17 protein-coding genes are annotated in these 16,005 nt (G+C 73.4%); 13 read left to right on the top strand and 4 right to left on the bottom strand.

Annotated elements, in window-relative coordinates; translation table 11 throughout:
• Positions 1–6: 6 nt before the first annotated feature.
• Complete coding sequence (locus ACF068_RS19605; protein WP_392275510.1) at positions 7–438, bottom strand: hypothetical protein; 432 nt, start codon at positions 436–438, stop codon at positions 7–9.
• Between the two features lie 103 nt (positions 439–541).
• Between ACF068_RS19605 and ACF068_RS19600 the strand changes: the two genes are divergently transcribed.
• A complete protein-coding gene (locus ACF068_RS19600) occupies positions 542–1,087 on the top strand; it encodes a YbjN domain-containing protein (protein WP_392275509.1) in 546 nt (181 codons plus the stop codon).
• Between the two features lie 13 nt (positions 1,088–1,100).
• Here the strand turns inward: ACF068_RS19600 and ACF068_RS19595 are convergent, their stop codons facing one another.
• The 3 genes from ACF068_RS19595 to ACF068_RS19585 form a co-directional block, all read right to left on the bottom strand.
• A complete protein-coding gene (locus ACF068_RS19595) occupies positions 1,101–2,234 on the bottom strand; it encodes a hypothetical protein (protein WP_392275508.1) in 1,134 nt (377 codons plus the stop codon).
• Between the two features lie 309 nt (positions 2,235–2,543).
• Positions 2,544–3,710 carry a pyridoxal phosphate-dependent aminotransferase gene (locus tag ACF068_RS19590; protein WP_392275507.1) on the bottom strand — a complete coding sequence of 389 codons (1,167 nt, stop codon included), beginning with the start codon at positions 3,708–3,710 and terminating at the stop codon, positions 2,544–2,546.
• A gap of 91 nt (positions 3,711–3,801) precedes the next feature.
• Positions 3,802–4,107, bottom strand: coding sequence for a hypothetical protein (locus tag ACF068_RS19585; protein ID WP_392275506.1), 306 nt, complete (start codon positions 4,105–4,107; stop codon positions 3,802–3,804).
• 647 nt (positions 4,108–4,754) lie between these two features.
• Between ACF068_RS19585 and ACF068_RS19580 the strand changes: the two genes are divergently transcribed.
• The 12 genes from ACF068_RS19580 to ACF068_RS19525 all read left to right on the top strand — a co-directional run bounded on the left by ACF068_RS19580 (position 4,755) and on the right by ACF068_RS19525 (position 15,975).
• Positions 4,755–5,273: a DUF2617 family protein gene (locus ACF068_RS19580; protein ID WP_392275505.1), complete on the top strand. Its 519-nt coding sequence runs from the start codon at positions 4,755–4,757 to the stop codon at positions 5,271–5,273.
• A gap of 54 nt (positions 5,274–5,327) precedes the next feature.
• Entirely contained in the window at positions 5,328–6,911 is a 1,584-nt protein-coding gene (locus ACF068_RS19575) for a polyamine aminopropyltransferase (RefSeq protein WP_392275504.1), read from the top strand.
• 61 nt (positions 6,912–6,972) lie between these two features.
• The gene (locus ACF068_RS19570; RefSeq protein ID WP_392275503.1) at positions 6,973–7,854 is read left to right on the top strand and encodes an SRPBCC domain-containing protein; all 882 of its coding nucleotides are present in this window, start codon (positions 6,973–6,975) and stop codon (positions 7,852–7,854) included.
• 10 nt (positions 7,855–7,864) lie between these two features.
• Positions 7,865–8,659 (top strand): aldose 1-epimerase, encoded by a 795-nt coding sequence (locus tag ACF068_RS19565; RefSeq protein WP_392275502.1) that lies wholly within the window; start codon positions 7,865–7,867, stop codon positions 8,657–8,659.
• A 10-nt stretch (positions 8,660–8,669) separates the two neighbouring features.
• Positions 8,670–9,218: an orotate phosphoribosyltransferase gene (gene pyrE / locus ACF068_RS19560; RefSeq protein ID WP_392275501.1), complete on the top strand. Its 549-nt coding sequence runs from the start codon at positions 8,670–8,672 to the stop codon at positions 9,216–9,218.
• A gap of 165 nt (positions 9,219–9,383) precedes the next feature.
• A complete protein-coding gene (gene fbaA / locus ACF068_RS19555; RefSeq protein ID WP_392275700.1) occupies positions 9,384–10,424 on the top strand; it encodes a class II fructose-bisphosphate aldolase in 1,041 nt (346 codons plus the stop codon).
• A 77-nt stretch (positions 10,425–10,501) separates the two neighbouring features.
• The gene (locus tag ACF068_RS19550; protein ID WP_392275500.1) at positions 10,502–10,915 is read left to right on the top strand and encodes a DUF3151 domain-containing protein; all 414 of its coding nucleotides are present in this window, start codon (positions 10,502–10,504) and stop codon (positions 10,913–10,915) included.
• Between the two features lie 83 nt (positions 10,916–10,998).
• Positions 10,999–11,919 (top strand): DUF3152 domain-containing protein, encoded by a 921-nt coding sequence (locus ACF068_RS19545; RefSeq protein WP_392275499.1) that lies wholly within the window; start codon positions 10,999–11,001, stop codon positions 11,917–11,919.
• A gap of 131 nt (positions 11,920–12,050) precedes the next feature.
• Positions 12,051–12,896 (top strand): tryptophan 2,3-dioxygenase family protein, encoded by an 846-nt coding sequence (locus ACF068_RS19540; protein WP_392275498.1) that lies wholly within the window; start codon positions 12,051–12,053, stop codon positions 12,894–12,896.
• A complete protein-coding gene (kynU, locus tag ACF068_RS19535) occupies positions 12,889–14,121 on the top strand; it encodes a kynureninase (RefSeq protein ID WP_392275497.1) in 1,233 nt (410 codons plus the stop codon). The genes ACF068_RS19540 and kynU overlap by 8 nt, the downstream gene beginning before the upstream one ends.
• Positions 14,122–14,210: 89 nt before the next feature.
• Positions 14,211–15,080 (top strand): alpha/beta hydrolase, encoded by an 870-nt coding sequence (locus tag ACF068_RS19530; protein WP_392275496.1) that lies wholly within the window; start codon positions 14,211–14,213, stop codon positions 15,078–15,080.
• Between the two features lie 43 nt (positions 15,081–15,123).
• Entirely contained in the window at positions 15,124–15,975 is an 852-nt protein-coding gene (locus ACF068_RS19525) for an NAD(P)H-binding protein (RefSeq protein WP_392275495.1), read from the top strand.
• Positions 15,976–16,005: the final 30 nt, after the last annotated feature.

The following is a 16,005-nucleotide window of genomic DNA, read 5'->3' as shown; positions in this document are numbered from 1 at the left end:
GCGGCCCTACTGGTCGAAGGCCCGCAGACGTACGAGGGCGGTGTCCCCGTCCTCGTACGTCAGCCGCACGTCCACGGCCGCGAGGTCGGCGTCCCCGAACTCCACGTGCACGCACCGGTCCGTCGCGCAGGACGGCGACGGCCGCGCCGCCGGGTAGGCCGCCGACAGCCAGCCGTCCGCCTCCGCCCGGGGCACCCGGAAGTCGGCCGTCACATACGTGTCCTGCCAGTGGGCCGCGGTGCAGCGGGCGTCCCGGGCGCCCTCCGGCACCGTGGCGCGCGCGAAGGCCAGCGCCTCGGAACAGGCCACCTCCTGCGTCCTGCCCGCCTCGCTCCACGCGTACGCGCCCCACACGACGCACCCGCCCGGCAGACCGAGCAGGACCACCGCCAGGCCGATCCACGTCCACCGCCGGGCCCGCGCCGATCTCCTCGCCATGGGCGGATCCTGTCAGCCCGCAGCGGATCGCCCGTGTCCGGGGTTGCCAGTCACGGCCGGGGATGGGGGAGGATGGCAGGAATCGTACGAAGGGAAATTCACGGTGAGCATCGACCCGGCCTCCATTCCGAATTTCGGTGGGCAGCCCGAGCCCCAGCAGGCCGCAGGACCGGCGGGCCCCGTCGTCCCGGACCAGGACCTCGTCAAGCAGCTCCTGGAGCAGATGGAGCTGAAGTACGTCATCGACGACGAGGGCGACCTCGCGGCTCCGTGGGAGGAGTTCCGCACGTACTTCATGTTCCGCGGCGAGGACGAGCAGCAGGTCTTCTCGGTGCGGACCTTCTACGACCGTCCCCACCCGGTCGAGAACCGCGCCCAGATCCTGGAGACGATCGACGACTGGAACCGCCGCACCCTGTGGCCCAAGGTCTACACGCACCTCCACGAGGACGAGCAGGGCGGCGCCACCGTCCGGCTCATCGGCGAGGCGCAGATGATGATCGGCACCGGCGTCAGCCTGGAGCACTTCGTCCAGTCCACGGTGAGCTGGGTGCGCGCGTCGATCGAGTTCGACAAGTGGCTCGTCGAGCAGTTCGGCCTGGAGACCGAGGGCTCCGAGGGCGACGGGAAGCCCGGCGACGAGGCCTGAGCCGCGGCGCGGCTCACAGCGCCATCGGGGCGAGCGTCAGCAGGTACGCCCCGTAGCCGAACGACAGCCCGGCCAGGGCGGCGACCACCACGGCCGCCGGCCCGGGCCGGGCTCCGCGCAGCGCGACGGCCACCGGCACCAGCAGCGGGAACGCCGGCAGCAGGAACCGCGGCTTGGACTCGAAGAACCCGGACCCGCCCACCGCGATCACCACCAGCACCGCCGTGTACACCAGCAGCGGCAGCGGCGGGCGCTCCAGCACGAACAGCGCGAACAGCAGCACGCCCACGCCGGTGAGGAGCAGCGCGCCGGTGAAGCCGAGGTCCATGGGCCGGGTCAGCACCGTGCGGGCGAAACCGTAGGTGCCCACCCCGAAGTCGAACCGGGACGTCCACCCGGCCTGCACCGCGAAGTACCCGCCCAGCGGGTCGCCCCTGCGCACGCCCACCCACAGCAGGTACCCCAGCCACCCGGCCGGCGCCATCACCGCCCCGGCCCACATCCGCCAGTCGGCCCGGCGCTCGCACCGGAAGAGGCGGTAGGCCGCGTACAGCGCCGCCGCGCCCACCGCCGCCGCCACCGCGATCCCGTTGGGCCGGGCCGCCCCGGCCAGCGCGGCCAGCGCGCCCGCCCACAGCCAGCGCCCGGTGAGCACCGCGTACAGCGACCAGGCGGCGAACGCCGTCAGCAGCGGCTCGGTGTACGCCATCGACAGCACGATCGAGTGCGGCAGCAGGCCCCACAGCAGCACCAGCACGGTCGCCACGCCCCGCCCGTACAGCCGCTCGCCGACCAGGTACACGCCCCACGCGGCCGCCCCGGCCGCCGCCCAGGACACCAGCAGTCCGGCCGTCCCGCCGGCCACCGGCAGCACCGTGCCCACCGCCCGGACCAGCACCGGGTAGAGGGGGAAGAACGCCAGGTCCGACTGGATGGTGCCGTCCGGCCAGTACAGGGTCGTGCCGTAGCCCTGCGCGGCGATCGCCAGGTACCAGTCCGAGTCCCAGGACGTGGCCAGCAGGGCCCGTGGCGAGCGGCCGATGTGCCACGCCCACAGCGCCAGCACCAGCATCCCGGTGAGCCGCGCGACGGCGAACAGGCCCAGTGCCGGTGCCGCCCGGTACAGCGCCGCGCGCCACCGGGGCACCGGGCGGGCGGTCGAGGCGGCTCTCGCGTGGGCGAAGGTCTCGGCGAACAGGGTGCACCTCCGTGCGCGCGGGGACGGTCACCCCGACACTGGGCGCCGCCCGTGCCCGCCGCGACCTCTGGCAGCCCGCCCGGGTGGTCCCCGCCGCCGGGCCGCCGCCCCCGCGCGTGTCGCCGTGACAGCACGCCCGCCGGGCGCTAGGGAATGTCTCGCCGATCAGGCCGGGCTCACGACGCCCGGCACCGCGCCCCAGAGGGCCGCGAGTCGCTGCACCGCTCCCTAGAGGGCCGCGAGTCGCTGCACCGCGTCCTAGAGGGCCGCGAGTCGCTGCACCGCGTCCTGGAGCACCTCGGTCCGCTTGCAGAAGGCGAACCGCACGAACGGCGCGCCCTGCTCGCGGTGGTCGTAGAAGACGGCGTGGGGGATCGCCACCACACCGCAGCGGCCGGGCAGGGAGCGGCAGAACGCGATGCCGTCGTGCTCGCCCAGCGGCCGGATGTCGGTGGTGAGGAAGTACGTCCCCTGCGGCCGGAACACCGAGAAGCCGGCTCGCTCCAGCCCGCCGGCGAGCAGGTCCCGCTTGGCGGTCAGGTCCTCCCGGAGCGCGGTGAAGTAGTCGTCCGGCAGCCGCAGCGCCTCGGCGATCGCGTACTGGAACGGCCCGGCGGAGACGTAGGTCAGGTACTGCTTCGCCGAGCGCACGGCGGTGGTCAGCTCGGGCGGGGCGGTGAGCCAGCCGACCTTCCAGCCGGTGAACGAGAACGTCTTGCCGGCGCTCGAAATCGTGACCGTGCGCTCGCGCATGCCGGGGAAGGTGGCGATGGGCAGGTGGACGGCGCCGTCGAAGACGAGGTGCTCGTACACCTCGTCGGTGACCACGAGCAGGTCGCGTTCGACGGCGAGCTCCGCGATGGCGGCCAGCTCCTCGCGGGTGAGGACGGTGCCGGTGGGGTTGTGCGGGGTGTTGAGCAGCAGGAGCCGGGTGCGGTCGGTGACGGCGGCCCGGAGCTCGTCCAGGTCGAGGACGAACCGGCCCTCCCGGGGGCGCAGGGTCACCGGCACGCGGGTGCCGCCCGCCATGGCGATGCAGGCGGCGTACGAGTCGTAGTACGGCTCCAGTGCGATCACCTCGTCGCCCGGCTCGACCAGCGCGAGCAGGGCGGCGGCGATCGCCTCGGTGGCACCGGCCGTGACCAGGACCTCGGTGTCGGGATCGTAGGCCAGTCCGTACCGCTCGCGCTGGTGGTCCGCGACGGCGGTGCGCAGTTCGGGCACGCCCGGGCCGGGCGGGTACTGGTTGCCCCGGCCGTCCCGGATGGCGCGGACGGCCGCCTCGGCGATCCGGTCGGGGCCGTCGGTGTCGGGGAATCCCTGGCCGAGGTTGACCGAGCCGGTGGCCACGGCGAGCGCGGACATCTCCGCGAAGATCGTCGTTCCGAACTCGGCGAGGCGGCGGTTGAGCGGCGGTCGTTTCATGGCGGCCATCCTGGGGCGAAGCTCTGGAGTTCCTCAAGTGTGCTTTGGGGCGTGATCACCGGGGGGATCTCCCCGCCACACGGACGGACCATCAGAAGACAAGGCAGGTGGGGGACATGGTCGAGGCAGGGATCTTCGAGGCGTTCTTCTTCATAGTGTTCATCGCGATCGTGGTGGGGGTGACCCGGGTGGCGATGGGCGGTGGCGGGGACCGGAAGCGGGGCGGCAGTTGGTGGGCGGAGGGCTCGTCGTCCTCTTCCTCCTCGTCCTCGTCTTCCTCGTCGTCGTGTTCCGGCGGGTGGTCGTGCGGCGGCGGTTCGAGCTCGTCGTGCGGAGGCGGATCGTCCTCCTCCTGTAGCTGAGCGCCCGGGCGCGCCGAACCTCTGGACTTCCTCAATTCGGATTGGGAGGGGTGGCCGCGGGGGCATCCCCCTCTCACGTACGACACGGGGGGATGGTGGATCGAATGGAGATGGGCCTGATCGCCGCCGGACTGATCTTCCTGGTGGGGTTCCTCATCGCGATCTGTTCGGCGGGCGGTGGCGGCGGGAAGCGCAGCCGTCCGCGCTCCCGCTCCCGCTCCGGGAGCTCCGCCGGCGGCAGTTGGTGGGCCGGAGGCGGGGGCGGGGCGTCCTGCGGGGGAGGGTCGTCCTCGTGCGGGGGAGGGTCGTCCTGCGGGGGCGGCGGTGGATGTGGTGGCGGAGGCAGCTGACACGGGGCAGCCGGTCCGCGACCACGGAGGGTGCCCGGCGGTGAACTTCCGCCGGGCACCCTCGCGTTGACGATGCGCCGGGCATATCGCAAGGCCGTACCCCCGGTTCTTCTTGAACTGGTGAACCGGCAGGCCCCCCAGGGGATGGAAACCACGTCAAGTTGGGTAAAACGGCTGTGAGTCATCCGCGGTTCATGATTCCCTCGCTGTCGAGAACATCCCAGCCCTCGGACCTCGCGTGTGGATTTCGCGACGGAGATCCCCCAGTCCCCCTGAACGTCTTCCGGGACGCCTCTGGTCCACCCGTCAAACCATGTTTGCGGAGCTGACCCATGCTCACGACGCTCAAAACCTCCTACACCGATACGCGCGCCGCCGACCTGGCCTGGGCGCTGGGTCGGGAGGCGTTGCCCGCTCTCGCCGTGCTCGATCTCGAACTGGCCGGCGCCACCCTCCAGCTCAGACTCCTCGGCGCCTCCCACCAGGTCCTGCTGGAGGAGGAACGAGGCAGATGCTCCGAGACCGTCGCCTGCATGCCCGGCAGCAGCACCCCGCTGCCGCTCGGCGTGGCGAAGAGCATCGGCCCGTGGGAGTACGAGTTCGCCGCCCGTGTCGAGACCCTGTCGAAGGGGTCGTTCGCCGGCCGGGCCCAGGAACTGCTGGCGCTCGTCGCCGACCATCCCCACGGCCTCGCCGGCACGTTCCCCGGCTCGCCCCACGCCTTCACCGCCATGCTCGCCCAGCGGCACGAGGGCCAGGTGCGGTGGCGCACATGGCACGCGTACCCGCAAGAAGGACAGCTCGTGGTCACCAGGACCAGTGTGGGCGTCCGTATGCCGGCACCCCTCTAGTTACACCCGTGTGGGTGACAAATGGTCATGGAGGTGTGACGTAGCGTTATTGGGGTGATCGAAGCGCCGCACGTCTCCGTCGCCGTGCCGCCCGCACAGGGCGGGCCGGCACCGCCGCCCGTGCGGCAGCGGGCGGGGCGGTTCCTCGTGCTGGCCACGGTGTTCATCTGCGCGGCGTGCGGGCTGGTGTACGAGCTGGAGCTGGTCGCGCTCGCCTCGTACCTGATCGGGGACTCGGTCACCCAGGCGTCCGTCGTGCTGTCCGTGATGGTCTTCGCGATGGGGGTGGGCTCGCTCCTCGCCAAGCGGCTGCGCTGGCGCGCGGCCGTGGGCTTCGGGCTGCTGGAGGCCGCGCTGGCCCTGGTCGGCGGCTGCTCCGCCCTCGTCCTGTACGCCACGTTCGCCTGGGTGGGCGAGTCGCGGTACGCGCTGGTGGGGTTCTCCCTCGCCATCGGGGTGCTGATCGGGGCGGAGATACCGCTGCTGATGACGCTGATCCAGCGCATCTCTCGGCGGGCCGAGCAGGACGCGGGCGGGACGGTCGCGGACCTGTTCGCCGCCGACTACGTGGGGGCGCTGGTCGGGGGGCTCGCCTTCCCGTTCCTCCTGCTGCCGTGGCTGGGCCAGTTGACAAGTGCGTTGCTGACCGGGGCGGTCAACGCGGTGGCGGGCGGGGCGCTGGTGCTCTGGCTGTTCGGGCGGGACCTGACCGTGCGGGCGCGCTGGCTGCTGGTGGTGGCCAATGTGACGGTGCTGGGCGTGCTGGCGACCGCGACGGTGCTGGCGGACGACTTCGAGCGGTCGGTGCGCCGGGCGGTGTACGGGGAGCGGCTGCGGGTCGCCGTGCAGACGGACGTCCAGGAGGTGGTCCTGACGGGCGGGGCGGGGGAGCCGCCGGAGCTTTTCCTGGACGGGAGGCTGCGGGTCAGCGGGCGGGACGAGCACCGGTACCACCGGGCGCTGGTGCACCCCGCGATGCGCGGACCGCACGGGCGGGTGCTGGTGCTGGGCGGGGGCGACGGGCTGGCGGTGCGGGAGGTCCTCCGCGCCGGGGTGGAGTCGGTGACGGTGGTGGAGCTGGACCCCGGGGTGGTGCGGCTGGCCCGGCAGGACCCCGCCCTCGCCCGGCTGAACGGGCACGCCTACGGGGACCCGAGGGTGCGGGTGGTGTACGGCGACGCCTTCGCGTGGCTCCGGGAGACGGCGGCGTCGGGCGCGCCGTACGACGTGGTGGTCTGCGACCTGCCGGACCCGGGCATCACGGCCAGCACCAAGCTGTACTCGGCGGAGTTCTACGGCCTGGCGGGCCGGGTCCTCGGTGCCGGCGGCCGGCTCGCGGTCCACGCGGGCCCCATGGCGTCCCGGCCCCGCACCTTCTGGACGGTGGACGCCACCCTGCGGTCGGCCGGCTTCACCACCCGGCCCTACCGCGCCACCGGGCGGCTCTCCGGGTTCGCCGCCGGGCCCGACCGGTCCACGGACGGCGGCTCGGTGCCGGACGACTGGGGCTTCCTGCTGGCCGCCCGGGGCCAGCCGCCCCCGGACCCGGCCGCCGTGGCGGGGGTGCGCCCCGTGGTGGGGACACGGCCGGCGGACCTGCCGCCCTCGACGCTGGTGCACCCGAGGTACGGCGAGTGACCTCGTTTGGCCTCGCGCACATGGGAGACGTGGGCGCCGGGCGTGGGTAGGCTCGGGCTCCATGGAGCATGAGGTGTTCGTTCCGGTTGACGTCGAGACCCTCCGCGCGGTGCTGGCGGACCCCACCCGGGTCGCCCCGTGCGTGCCGGGGCTCCAGCAGGACGCGGACGCGTCGGCGGGCCCGCTCTCGGGCCGCCTGAAGGTGCGGGCCGGCGGGCACTCGATCACCTACCGGGGCGCCCTGCACATCGCCGCCCAGGAGGACGGCAGCTATGTCGTCGAGGGCGACGGCACGGAGGTGCGCGGAACGGGCTCGGCGAAGGTGGCCCTCACGGTCCGTATGACCCCGGTGGACGGCGGCACGACGCTGCGCTTCACGGGGACGACGCGTGCGGAGGGCCGGCTGACGGAGCTGCCGGACGACACCGCGCTGTCGGCGGCCCACCGGCTGCTCGACCGCTTCGCCGAGTCCCTGGCGGCGACGGCCACCACCACCGCGTCGGGGGTGCGTGGCGCCTCCATCGGTGATCAGGACGGGGACGACCTCGCCCAGGAGGCGGGCCTGGCCGGCCGGGACCTCACCGACGAGCTGGACGTCGACGACGACGGAGTGGACCAGGGTGCCGAGAGCGCCGGGTCGGTGTTCGACGCCCCCGTGCCGCCGCCGTCCCTGGACCCGCTCGCCGACGCCGAGTTCGAGGTGCCCGACATCCCCGACGGAGTGCTGTCCGGTGCGGGCGCCGAGGCGGCACACGCCCGGCGCACCATGATCGGCCGCAGTGCCGAGGAGGTCGACCACGCCCCGCCGCGCGGCCGGTACGCGCCGACGCCCGGTCCGGAGACCGCGTCGACGGCCGCGACGCTGCGGTGGCTCGCCCCGGCCGCCGCGCTCGCCCTGGCTTCCGCGGTGGTGGTCGGACGCGCGCTGCGCCGCCGCAAGTAGTGTCGGGGGCGTGACCAGTAGCGAACAGAGCGTCCGGCTCATGGCCGGAGACGTCGAGTTGACGGTGCGTCCGGACAACGGATGCCGCATCGAGAGCCTGCGCGTCGGCGGGACCGAACTGCTGCGGCAGGGGGAGAAGTACGGCTGCTTCCCGATGGTGCCCTGGTGCGGGCGGATCGCCGACGGCCGGTTCCTCAACGGGGCGACCTGGCACCGGATGCCGCTCAACTCCCCGCCGCACGCCATCCACGGCACCGGCCGCGACACCGCGTGGCGCGTCGCCCTCGCCGACGAGGCGGAGGCGGTGTTCACCTATGACCTCACCGAGCCGTGGCCGTACCCCGGCCGGGTCACCCAGACCGTCCGGCTGACCGAGGACGCGCTCACGCTCCAGCTCGGTGTCGAGACCTACGGCGACTCCTTCCCGGCCCAGGCCGGCTGGCACCCGTGGTTCCGGCGGAACCTGGGCGGGGACGACGTACGCCTCGACTTCGCACCCGAGTGGCAGGAGGAGCGCGGCGAGGACCACCTGCCCACCGGCCGCCGGATCGCGCCCCTGCCCGGGCCGTGGGACGACTGCTTCGGCATGCCGGACGGGGTGGATGTCACCCTCACCTGGCCCGGGGAGCTGGAGCTGAAGGTGACCAGCCGTGCCCCCTGGGTCGTGGTGTACGACGAGCAGGAGGCGGCGGTCTGCGTGGAGCCCCAGTCGGGACCGCCGAACGGCCTCAACACCGCTCCCCGCCTGGTCACGCCCATCGAGCCGCTGGAGCTGGCCGCGACCTTCGCGTGGCGGCGGCTTTAAGCTCATGGGCATGACTGACGTACGAGCCGATCTGCTCCAGCAGATCAAGGACAAGGCCGTGGTGCACGGCAAGGTGACCCTCTCCTCGGGTCTGGAGGCCGACTACTACGTCGACCTGCGCCGGATCACCCTGGACGGCGCGGCCTCCCCGCTCGTCGGTCAGGTCATGCTCGATCTGACCGCCGACCTGGAGTTCGACGCCGTCGGCGGTCTCACCCTGGGCGCCGACCCGGTCGCCACGGCGATGCTGCACGCCGCCGCCGCGCGCGGCCGGACGCTGGACGCCTTCGTCGTGCGCAAGGCCGCCAAGGCGCACGGCATGCAGCGCCGCGTCGAGGGCCCGGACATCACGGGCCGCCGGGTCCTGGTGGTCGAGGACACCTCCACCACCGGAGGCTCGCCGCTCACCGCCGTCGAGGCGGTCCGCGAGGCCGGTGCCGAGGTCGTGGCGGTGGCGACGATCGTCGACCGGGCGACCGGTGCGGCCGAGAAGATCAGCGGGACGGCCGGGGTGCCGTACCGGTACGCCTACGCCCTGGACGAGCTGGGCCTGGACTAGTCCCATAGGGCGTGACCTGCGGGTTCATCGAGGGGCGGACGGTTTCACGTGAAACGGTCCGCCCCTCGTGGCAGGCGGGGTGGAGCCCGCGGCGGAGTCTGGAAAGATGGGTGCGACGATGACGTCGCCCCCAGGTCAGGGATCAGCAACGCTACGCAACCGCAGATCACAAGGAGCGGACAGATGCCCATCGCAACCCCCGAGGTCTACAACGAGATGCTCGACCGGGCGAAGGCAGGCAAGTTCGCCTACCCGGCCATCAACGTCACCTCGTCGCAGACTCTGCACGCCGCCCTGCGTGGTTTCGCCGAGGCAGAGAGCGACGGCATCATCCAGATCTCGACCGGTGGCGCGGAGTTCCTGGGCGGCCAGTACAGCAAGGACATGGTGACCGGCGCGGTCGCCCTGGCCGAGTTCGCGCACATCGTCGCCGCGAAGTACGACGTCACCATCGCGCTGCACACCGACCACTGCCCGAAGGACAAGCTGGACGGCTACGTCCGTCCGCTGCTCGACATCTCCGCCGAGCGCGTCGCCAAGGGTGACAACCCGCTGTTCCAGTCCCACATGTGGGACGGCTCGGCCGAGACCCTCGCCGACAACCTGTCCATCGGCCAGGAGCTGCTCGCGAAGGCCGCCGCCGCCAAGATCATCCTTGAGGTCGAGATCACCCCGACCGGCGGCGAGGAGGACGGCGTCACCCACGAGATCAACGACGAGCTGTACACCACCGTCGACGACGCCATCCGCACCGCCGAGGCGCTCGGCCTGGGCGAGAAGGGCCGCTACCTGCTGGCCGCCTCCTTCGGCAACGTCCACGGCGTCTACAAGCCGGGCAACGTCGTGCTCCGCCCCGAGCTGCTCAAGGACCTCCAGCAGGGCGTGGCCGAGCGCTTCGGCAAGGCCGACCCGTTCGACTTCGTCTTCCACGGCGGCTCCGGCTCCACGGCCGAGGAGATCGCCACCGCGCTGGAGAACGGCGTCGTGAAGATGAACCTCGACACCGACACCCAGTACGCCTTCACCCGTCCGGTCGCGGACCACATGTTCAAGAACTACGACGGTGTGCTGAAGGTCGACGGCGAGGTCGGCTCCAAGAAGACCTACGACCCGCGCACCTGGGGCAAGCTGGCCGAGGCGGGCATGGCCAAGCGCGTGACCGAGGCGTGCGAGGCGCTGCGCTCCACCGGTACCAAGCTGAAGTAACACCCCCGGCACACCACTGATCGTCCGACACGGGCCCGGCATCGCAGACGCGGTGCCGGGCCTGTGACACTGGTGGCATGGCCATCCACGAAAACCTGCTGGGGGGACCGCCCCCCACCCATCTGCCCGACGACCCGGAGCCGCGTGAGCTGCTCGCGGGCGGCACCGCGCCCGCCGAGGTCGCCGCGAAGTACCCCACCTCCTCCCTGGCCTGGGCCCAGCTCGCCGACGACGCGTTCGAGGCCGGCCGGGTCGTCGAGTCGTACGCGTACGCCAGGACCGGCTACCACCGGGGCCTGGACGCCCTGCGCCGCAGCGGCTGGAAGGGGCACGGCCCGGTGCCGTGGGAGCACGAGCCGAACCGCGGGTTCCTCCGCGCCCTGAACGCCCTGGCGCGGGCCGCGCAGGCGATCGGCGAGCAGGAGGAGTACGAGCGCTGCTCGACGTTCCTGCGGGACTCCTCGCCCCTGGCCGCCGAGACCCTCGGCTGACCGGGGCTCCGCCACGCCGAGACCCGCCCACCCGGACCGGTTCCCTCCGGTCGGGGTGAGGCGGGTCGCACCGTTATCGATGCGTGACCGTTACGATCGCGCTCACCATCGAACGGAGATCCATTGTGGGGAAGCGTGCCGCCGCACCGCGAGGACGTCGACGCCGTCGGAGCGCGCGGGGCGGCGGGGGCGCCCGCCGCCCGCTGGGCCGAATAGTCCTGCTGTCGCTCGCCCTGACCGGCGTCTGCCTCGGCGGTGGCGCCGCCCTGGCCCACTGGCGGGGCGCCCCGGCCCCCGCCGGCACCGCCGCCGCCCCGCTCGCACCCCCGCCCGGCCGGCCCGCCGCCGGCCCGGCCACCGGCCACGGCGCCACCGCCCCGCCGCGCGCCGGCCGTGACGCCCCGCCCCGGCGGGACCGCCCCGGCACGTCCACCGCCGTTCCGGCGTCCGGGCCGGGCACCTTCACCACCGCCCGCACCACCGGCGCCAGGACCGGCTCGGGAACCCTCCGCCGCTACAGCGTCCAGGTCGAGGATGGCATCGGCCTCCCGGCGGCGGGCGCGGCCCAGGAGATCCAGCGGATCCTCGCCCACCCCCAGGGCTGGGCCGCCCACGGCCGGGGCTCCTTCCAGCTCGTCGCCGAGGACCCCGACTTCGTCATCCGCATCGCCACGCCCGCCACGGCCGACGCCCTGTGCCTCGCCCAGGGGTTCGACACGGGCGGCGAGCTGAACTGCGAGACCGCCGACGGGGTCGTGGTGAACCTCAAGCGCTGGATGCTGGGCTCCCCCACCTTCACCGGTCCCCCCGCCGAGTACCGGCACCTGATCATCAACCATGAGGTCGGCCACGAGATCGGCATCCGCCGGCACATGGGCTGCGCGGCCCCCGGCCGGCCGGCCCCGGTGATGATGCAGCAGATCAAGGGCCTCGACGGGTGCCGCTCCAACGCCTGGCCGTATGACACCTCCGGCCGGTACATCGAGGGACCGCTCGTGTCATGATGCGACTGGGTCCACGCGCACACGGCGTGGTCCCGAGGGGACCGGGGCTCCGCCTGCGGGACGCAAGGCAAACCGAGCGCCCATAAGGGGGGCAGACCGCTACCCGGTAGCACGCATTGATGGAGACAGCGATGTCTACTTCCCCCGATGCCTCCGCGCCCGGTTCGGACACCCCGAACCTGGAGTACACAGGCACGACGCCGTACGAGGACTACGTCCAGGCGGACGTCCTCACCCACCTCCAGCACCCGCTCTCGGACGATCCGGGAGAGATGGTGTTCCTGGTGACCACGCAGGTCATGGAGTTGTGGTTCACCGTGATCGTCCACGAGTGGGAGACCGCGAGCCGTGCCCTGCGCGAGGACCGGATACCGGTGGCGATGGACGCCCTGGGCCGTTCGGTGCGCGAGCTGGAGGCGCTGAACGCCTCGTGGAAGCCGCTCGCGCGCCTCACTCCGGCCCAGTTCAACTCCTACCGGAGTGCCCTCGGCGAGGGCTCCGGGTTCCAGTCGGCGATGTACCGCCGGCTGGAGTTCCTGCTGGGTGACAAGTCCGCGTCGATGCTGGTGCCGCACCGCGGCGCCCCGCGCGTCCACGCGGAGCTGGAGAAGGCGCTGCACGAGCCGAGCCTGTACGACGAGGTGCTCCGGCTGCTGGCCCGGCGCGGCCATCCGGTGCCGGACAGCGTCCTGCGGCGCGACCTGTCGCAGAAGTACGAACCGTCCCCGGTGGTCGAGGAGATCTGGGCGCGCATCTACGCGAACCCGGCGGATCATGACGAACTGGTTCGGCTGGGCGAGGCGTTGACGGACGTCGGCGAGCTGGTGTGGCGCTGGCGCAACGACCACCTGGTGGCGACACGGCGCGCGATGGGCTCCAAGACGGGCACGGCCGGCTCCGCCGGGGTGGCCTGGCTGGAGAAGCGGGCCCGCAAGAACGTGTTCCCCGAGGTGTGGACGGCGCGCAGCCATGTCTGACGACCTCGACCTCAGGGCCAGGGCGGCGTCGCTGGACGCCGGGGACCAGCTCGCCGAGCGCCGCGGGCTGTTCGCGCTCGACGACGGCGTGGTGTACCTGGACGGCAACTCGCTGGGCGCGCTGCCCCGCCACGTACCGGAACGCATGGCGGACGTCATCACCCGCCAGTGGGGCGAGCTGCGCATCCGCTCCTGGGACGAGAGCGGCTGGTGGACCGCGCCCGAGCGGATCGGCGACCGGATCGCGCCGCTCGTCGGCGCGGCACCCGGCCAGGTGGTGGTCGGCGACTCGACGAGCGTCAACGTCTTCAAGGCGCTGGTGGGCGCGGTGCGGCTGGCCGACCCGGACCGGGACGAGATCGTCGTGGACGCCACGACGTTCCCCACGGACGGGTACATCGCCGAGTCGGCCGCGCGGCTGACCGGCAGGCGACTGGTGGCCGCCGCCCCCGAAGAGGTGCCGGACGCGGTCGGCCCGCGGACGGCGGCCGCGCTCGTCAACCACGTCGACTACCGCACGGGCCGGCTGCACGACCTGCCGGGCGTGACGGCGGCCGTCCGCGCGGCGGGCGCGCTCGCCGTGTGGGACCTGTGCCACAGTGCGGGCGCCCTGCCGGTCGACCTGGACGCGCACGGCGTGGACCTGGCGGTGGGCTGCACGTACAAGTACCTCAACGGCGGCCCGGGCGCGCCGGCCTTCCTGTACGTGGCGGAGCGCCACCAGGCGGGCTTCGATTCCCCGCTGCCGGGATGGAACTCGCACGCCGACCCCTTCGCGATGACGCCGGGCTACGCGGCGGCGGAGGGCGCGGCGCGCGGGCGCGTCGGCACGCCGGACATCCTGTCCATGCTGGCGCTGGAGGCGTCGCTGGACGTCTGGGACGGGGTGCCCGTGGCGGCGGTACGGGCCAAGAGCCTGGCCCTGACGGACTTCTTCCTGGAGTGCGTCGAGGCCTACGTCCCCGCGGGCCGGGTCACCTCGGTGACCCCCGGGCCGCACGAGGAGCGAGGCAGCCAGGTCAGCCTGCGCTGCTCAAAGGCCCATGCCGTGATGAAGGAGCTGATCGCGCGGGGCGTGGTCGGCGACCTGCGCCGCCCGGACGTGCTGCGGTTCGGTTTCACACCGCTGTACGTGTCGTTCGCGGACGCCGAGCGCGCGGCGCGCGTGCTGGCGGACGTGGTCCGGGACGTGTTCGCGGACGCCGTCGCGGAGTCCGCCGGCTGACGTCGGGCCTGGTCCGCGGGGGCGGCCGGTCCTGGTACCGTCCCCGCAGTCCAGGCCGATCGGGCCTCGTCACCGAAAGGTTGAGCATCATGCCCGACCCCGCCGCGCGCGACGCCGCCGAGGAAGCGTCGGTCCTGTCGCATCCGGCCGTCGACCCGGATTCCACCGCCGCGTACGGTGATCATCCGGATCAGGTCGTGGACTTCTACGCCCCTCGCGGCGGCGACGGCGACGCGCCGCTCGTCGTCGTGCTGCACGGCGGGGCGTGGCGGGCGCCGTACGACCGGTGGCACGTCACCCCGTTCGCCGACTACCTGGCGCGGCGCGGTTTCGCCGTGGCCAACGTCGAGTACCGGCGGGGCCGGGACGTACCCGGGCAGGGCGGCGACGGGCCCGTCGCGGGGCGCTGGCCGGAGACGTTCGACGACGTGGCGGCCGCGCTGGACGCGCTGCCCGCCCTGGTCCGTACGCACCTGCCGCGGGCCGACGCGCGCCGCACGGTGGTCACCGGGCATTCGGCGGGCGGTCATCTCGCGCTGTGGGTGGCCGCCCGGCACGTCCTGCCCGCCGGGGCGCCGTGGCGGCTGGACGGCCCGCCCGCGCTGCGCGGGGTCGTCGCCCTGGCGCCGATCGCGCACGTCGCGCGGGCGGTGGAGCTGGACGTGTGCGGTGGTGCGGTCACCCAGCTCCTGGGGTCCGGCCCCGAGTTCGAGGCGCGGGCGAGGTGCGCCGACCCGTCCGTGCTGCTGCCGACCGGGATCGCGACGGCGGTGGTCCAGGGGCGCGAGGACACCGTCGTCCCGTGGGCCGTGGCGGAGGCGTACGCGGACGCGGCGGCGAAGGCGGGCGAGATGGTCGGGCTCACCCTGCTGGACGGCGTCGGGCACTTCCCGCTGATCGACCCGGCGGCGGACGCGTGCGCGGTGGTCGCGGAGGAGATCGCGCAACTGGCCTGGTGATCCAGGACGGGGGCTGACCGCAAGGGTTCGTAGCGTCGCCGCCATGACGAACCACGAGAACGAGACGACCCTGGTGACCGGGGCGACCGGCACCGTCGGCCGCCAGGTGGTCGCCGAGCTGCTGCGCCGCGGCCGGCCCGTGCGGGCCCTGACCCGGGACCCCGCGAAGGCCGGCCTGCCCGAGGGCGTCGAGGTCGTACGCGGTGACCTCACCGACCCCGGGACCCTCACCGCCGCCCTGGAGGGGGTCACCGGTCTGCATCTGATCACCTTCGGCGGCCCGTACTTCACCCCGCTGGACACCGGCCCCCGCGTCGTGGAGCTCGCCCGCGCGGCCGGCGTGCGGCGCGTCACCGTCCTGCACGGCGGCGGACCGAGCCCGCTGGAGGACGCGGTGCGGGCGGGCGGCCTGCCGTGGACGGTGCTCATGCCGGTCGAGTTCATGGCGAACGCCCTGGAGTGGGCGGAGGACATCCGCACCTCCGACGAGGTCCGCGAGCCGTTCCCCGGCCGGCTCAGCGCCATGGTCCACGAGGCCGACATCGGTGCGGTCGCGGCGGTCGCCCTCACCGAGGACGGGCACGCGGGACGGGAGTACGTGATCACCGGGCCCGAGGCGCTCACCGTCCGGGACAAGACCGACGCGATCGGGGCGGCCAGGGGCCGGGAGGTGCGGCTGGTGGAGCTGACCGAGGCCGAGGCGGTCGCCCGGTGGCGCGCCGAGGGCCGGCCGGCGGACGTGATCGACTTCCTGCTGGACGTGTACGGGAACACCCCGCCCGAGGGGCGTACGGTCCTGGACACCGTGGAGCGGGTCACCGGCCGCCCGGCCCGTACCTTCGCGGAGTGGGCCAGGACCCACGCGGCCGCGTTCCGCTCCTGGTCAGCGGCGTAGTACTCCAGGGGGACGCGGAAGGATCCCCAT

Origin of the sequence: Streptomyces sp. NPDC016309, from assembly GCF_043077235.1 — a bacterium.
Lineage (GTDB): Bacteria > Actinomycetota > Actinomycetes > Streptomycetales > Streptomycetaceae > Streptomyces.
The sequence above is the reverse complement of the archived record's forward strand: the minus strand, read 5'-3'. Positions and strand labels throughout refer to the sequence as shown.

Coding starts and splice junctions, on each gene's coding strand:
- ACF068_RS19605 (WP_392275510.1), bottom strand. CDS start 438: ATGGCGAGGAGATCGGCGCGGGCCCGGCGGTGGACGTGGATCGGCCTG.
- ACF068_RS19590 (WP_392275507.1), bottom strand. CDS start 3,710: ATGAAACGACCGCCGCTCAACCGCCGCCTCGCCGAGTTCGGAACGACG.
- ACF068_RS19580 (WP_392275505.1), top strand. CDS start 4,755: ATGCTCACGACGCTCAAAACCTCCTACACCGATACGCGCGCCGCCGAC.
- ACF068_RS19570 (WP_392275503.1), top strand. CDS start 6,973: ATGGAGCATGAGGTGTTCGTTCCGGTTGACGTCGAGACCCTCCGCGCG.
- pyrE (WP_392275501.1), top strand. CDS start 8,670: ATGACTGACGTACGAGCCGATCTGCTCCAGCAGATCAAGGACAAGGCC.
- ACF068_RS19550 (WP_392275500.1), top strand. CDS start 10,502: ATGGCCATCCACGAAAACCTGCTGGGGGGACCGCCCCCCACCCATCTG.
- ACF068_RS19540 (WP_392275498.1), top strand. CDS start 12,051: ATGTCTACTTCCCCCGATGCCTCCGCGCCCGGTTCGGACACCCCGAAC.
- kynU (WP_392275497.1), top strand. CDS start 12,889: ATGTCTGACGACCTCGACCTCAGGGCCAGGGCGGCGTCGCTGGACGCC.
- ACF068_RS19530 (WP_392275496.1), top strand. CDS start 14,211: ATGCCCGACCCCGCCGCGCGCGACGCCGCCGAGGAAGCGTCGGTCCTG.
- ACF068_RS19525 (WP_392275495.1), top strand. CDS start 15,124: ATGACGAACCACGAGAACGAGACGACCCTGGTGACCGGGGCGACCGGC.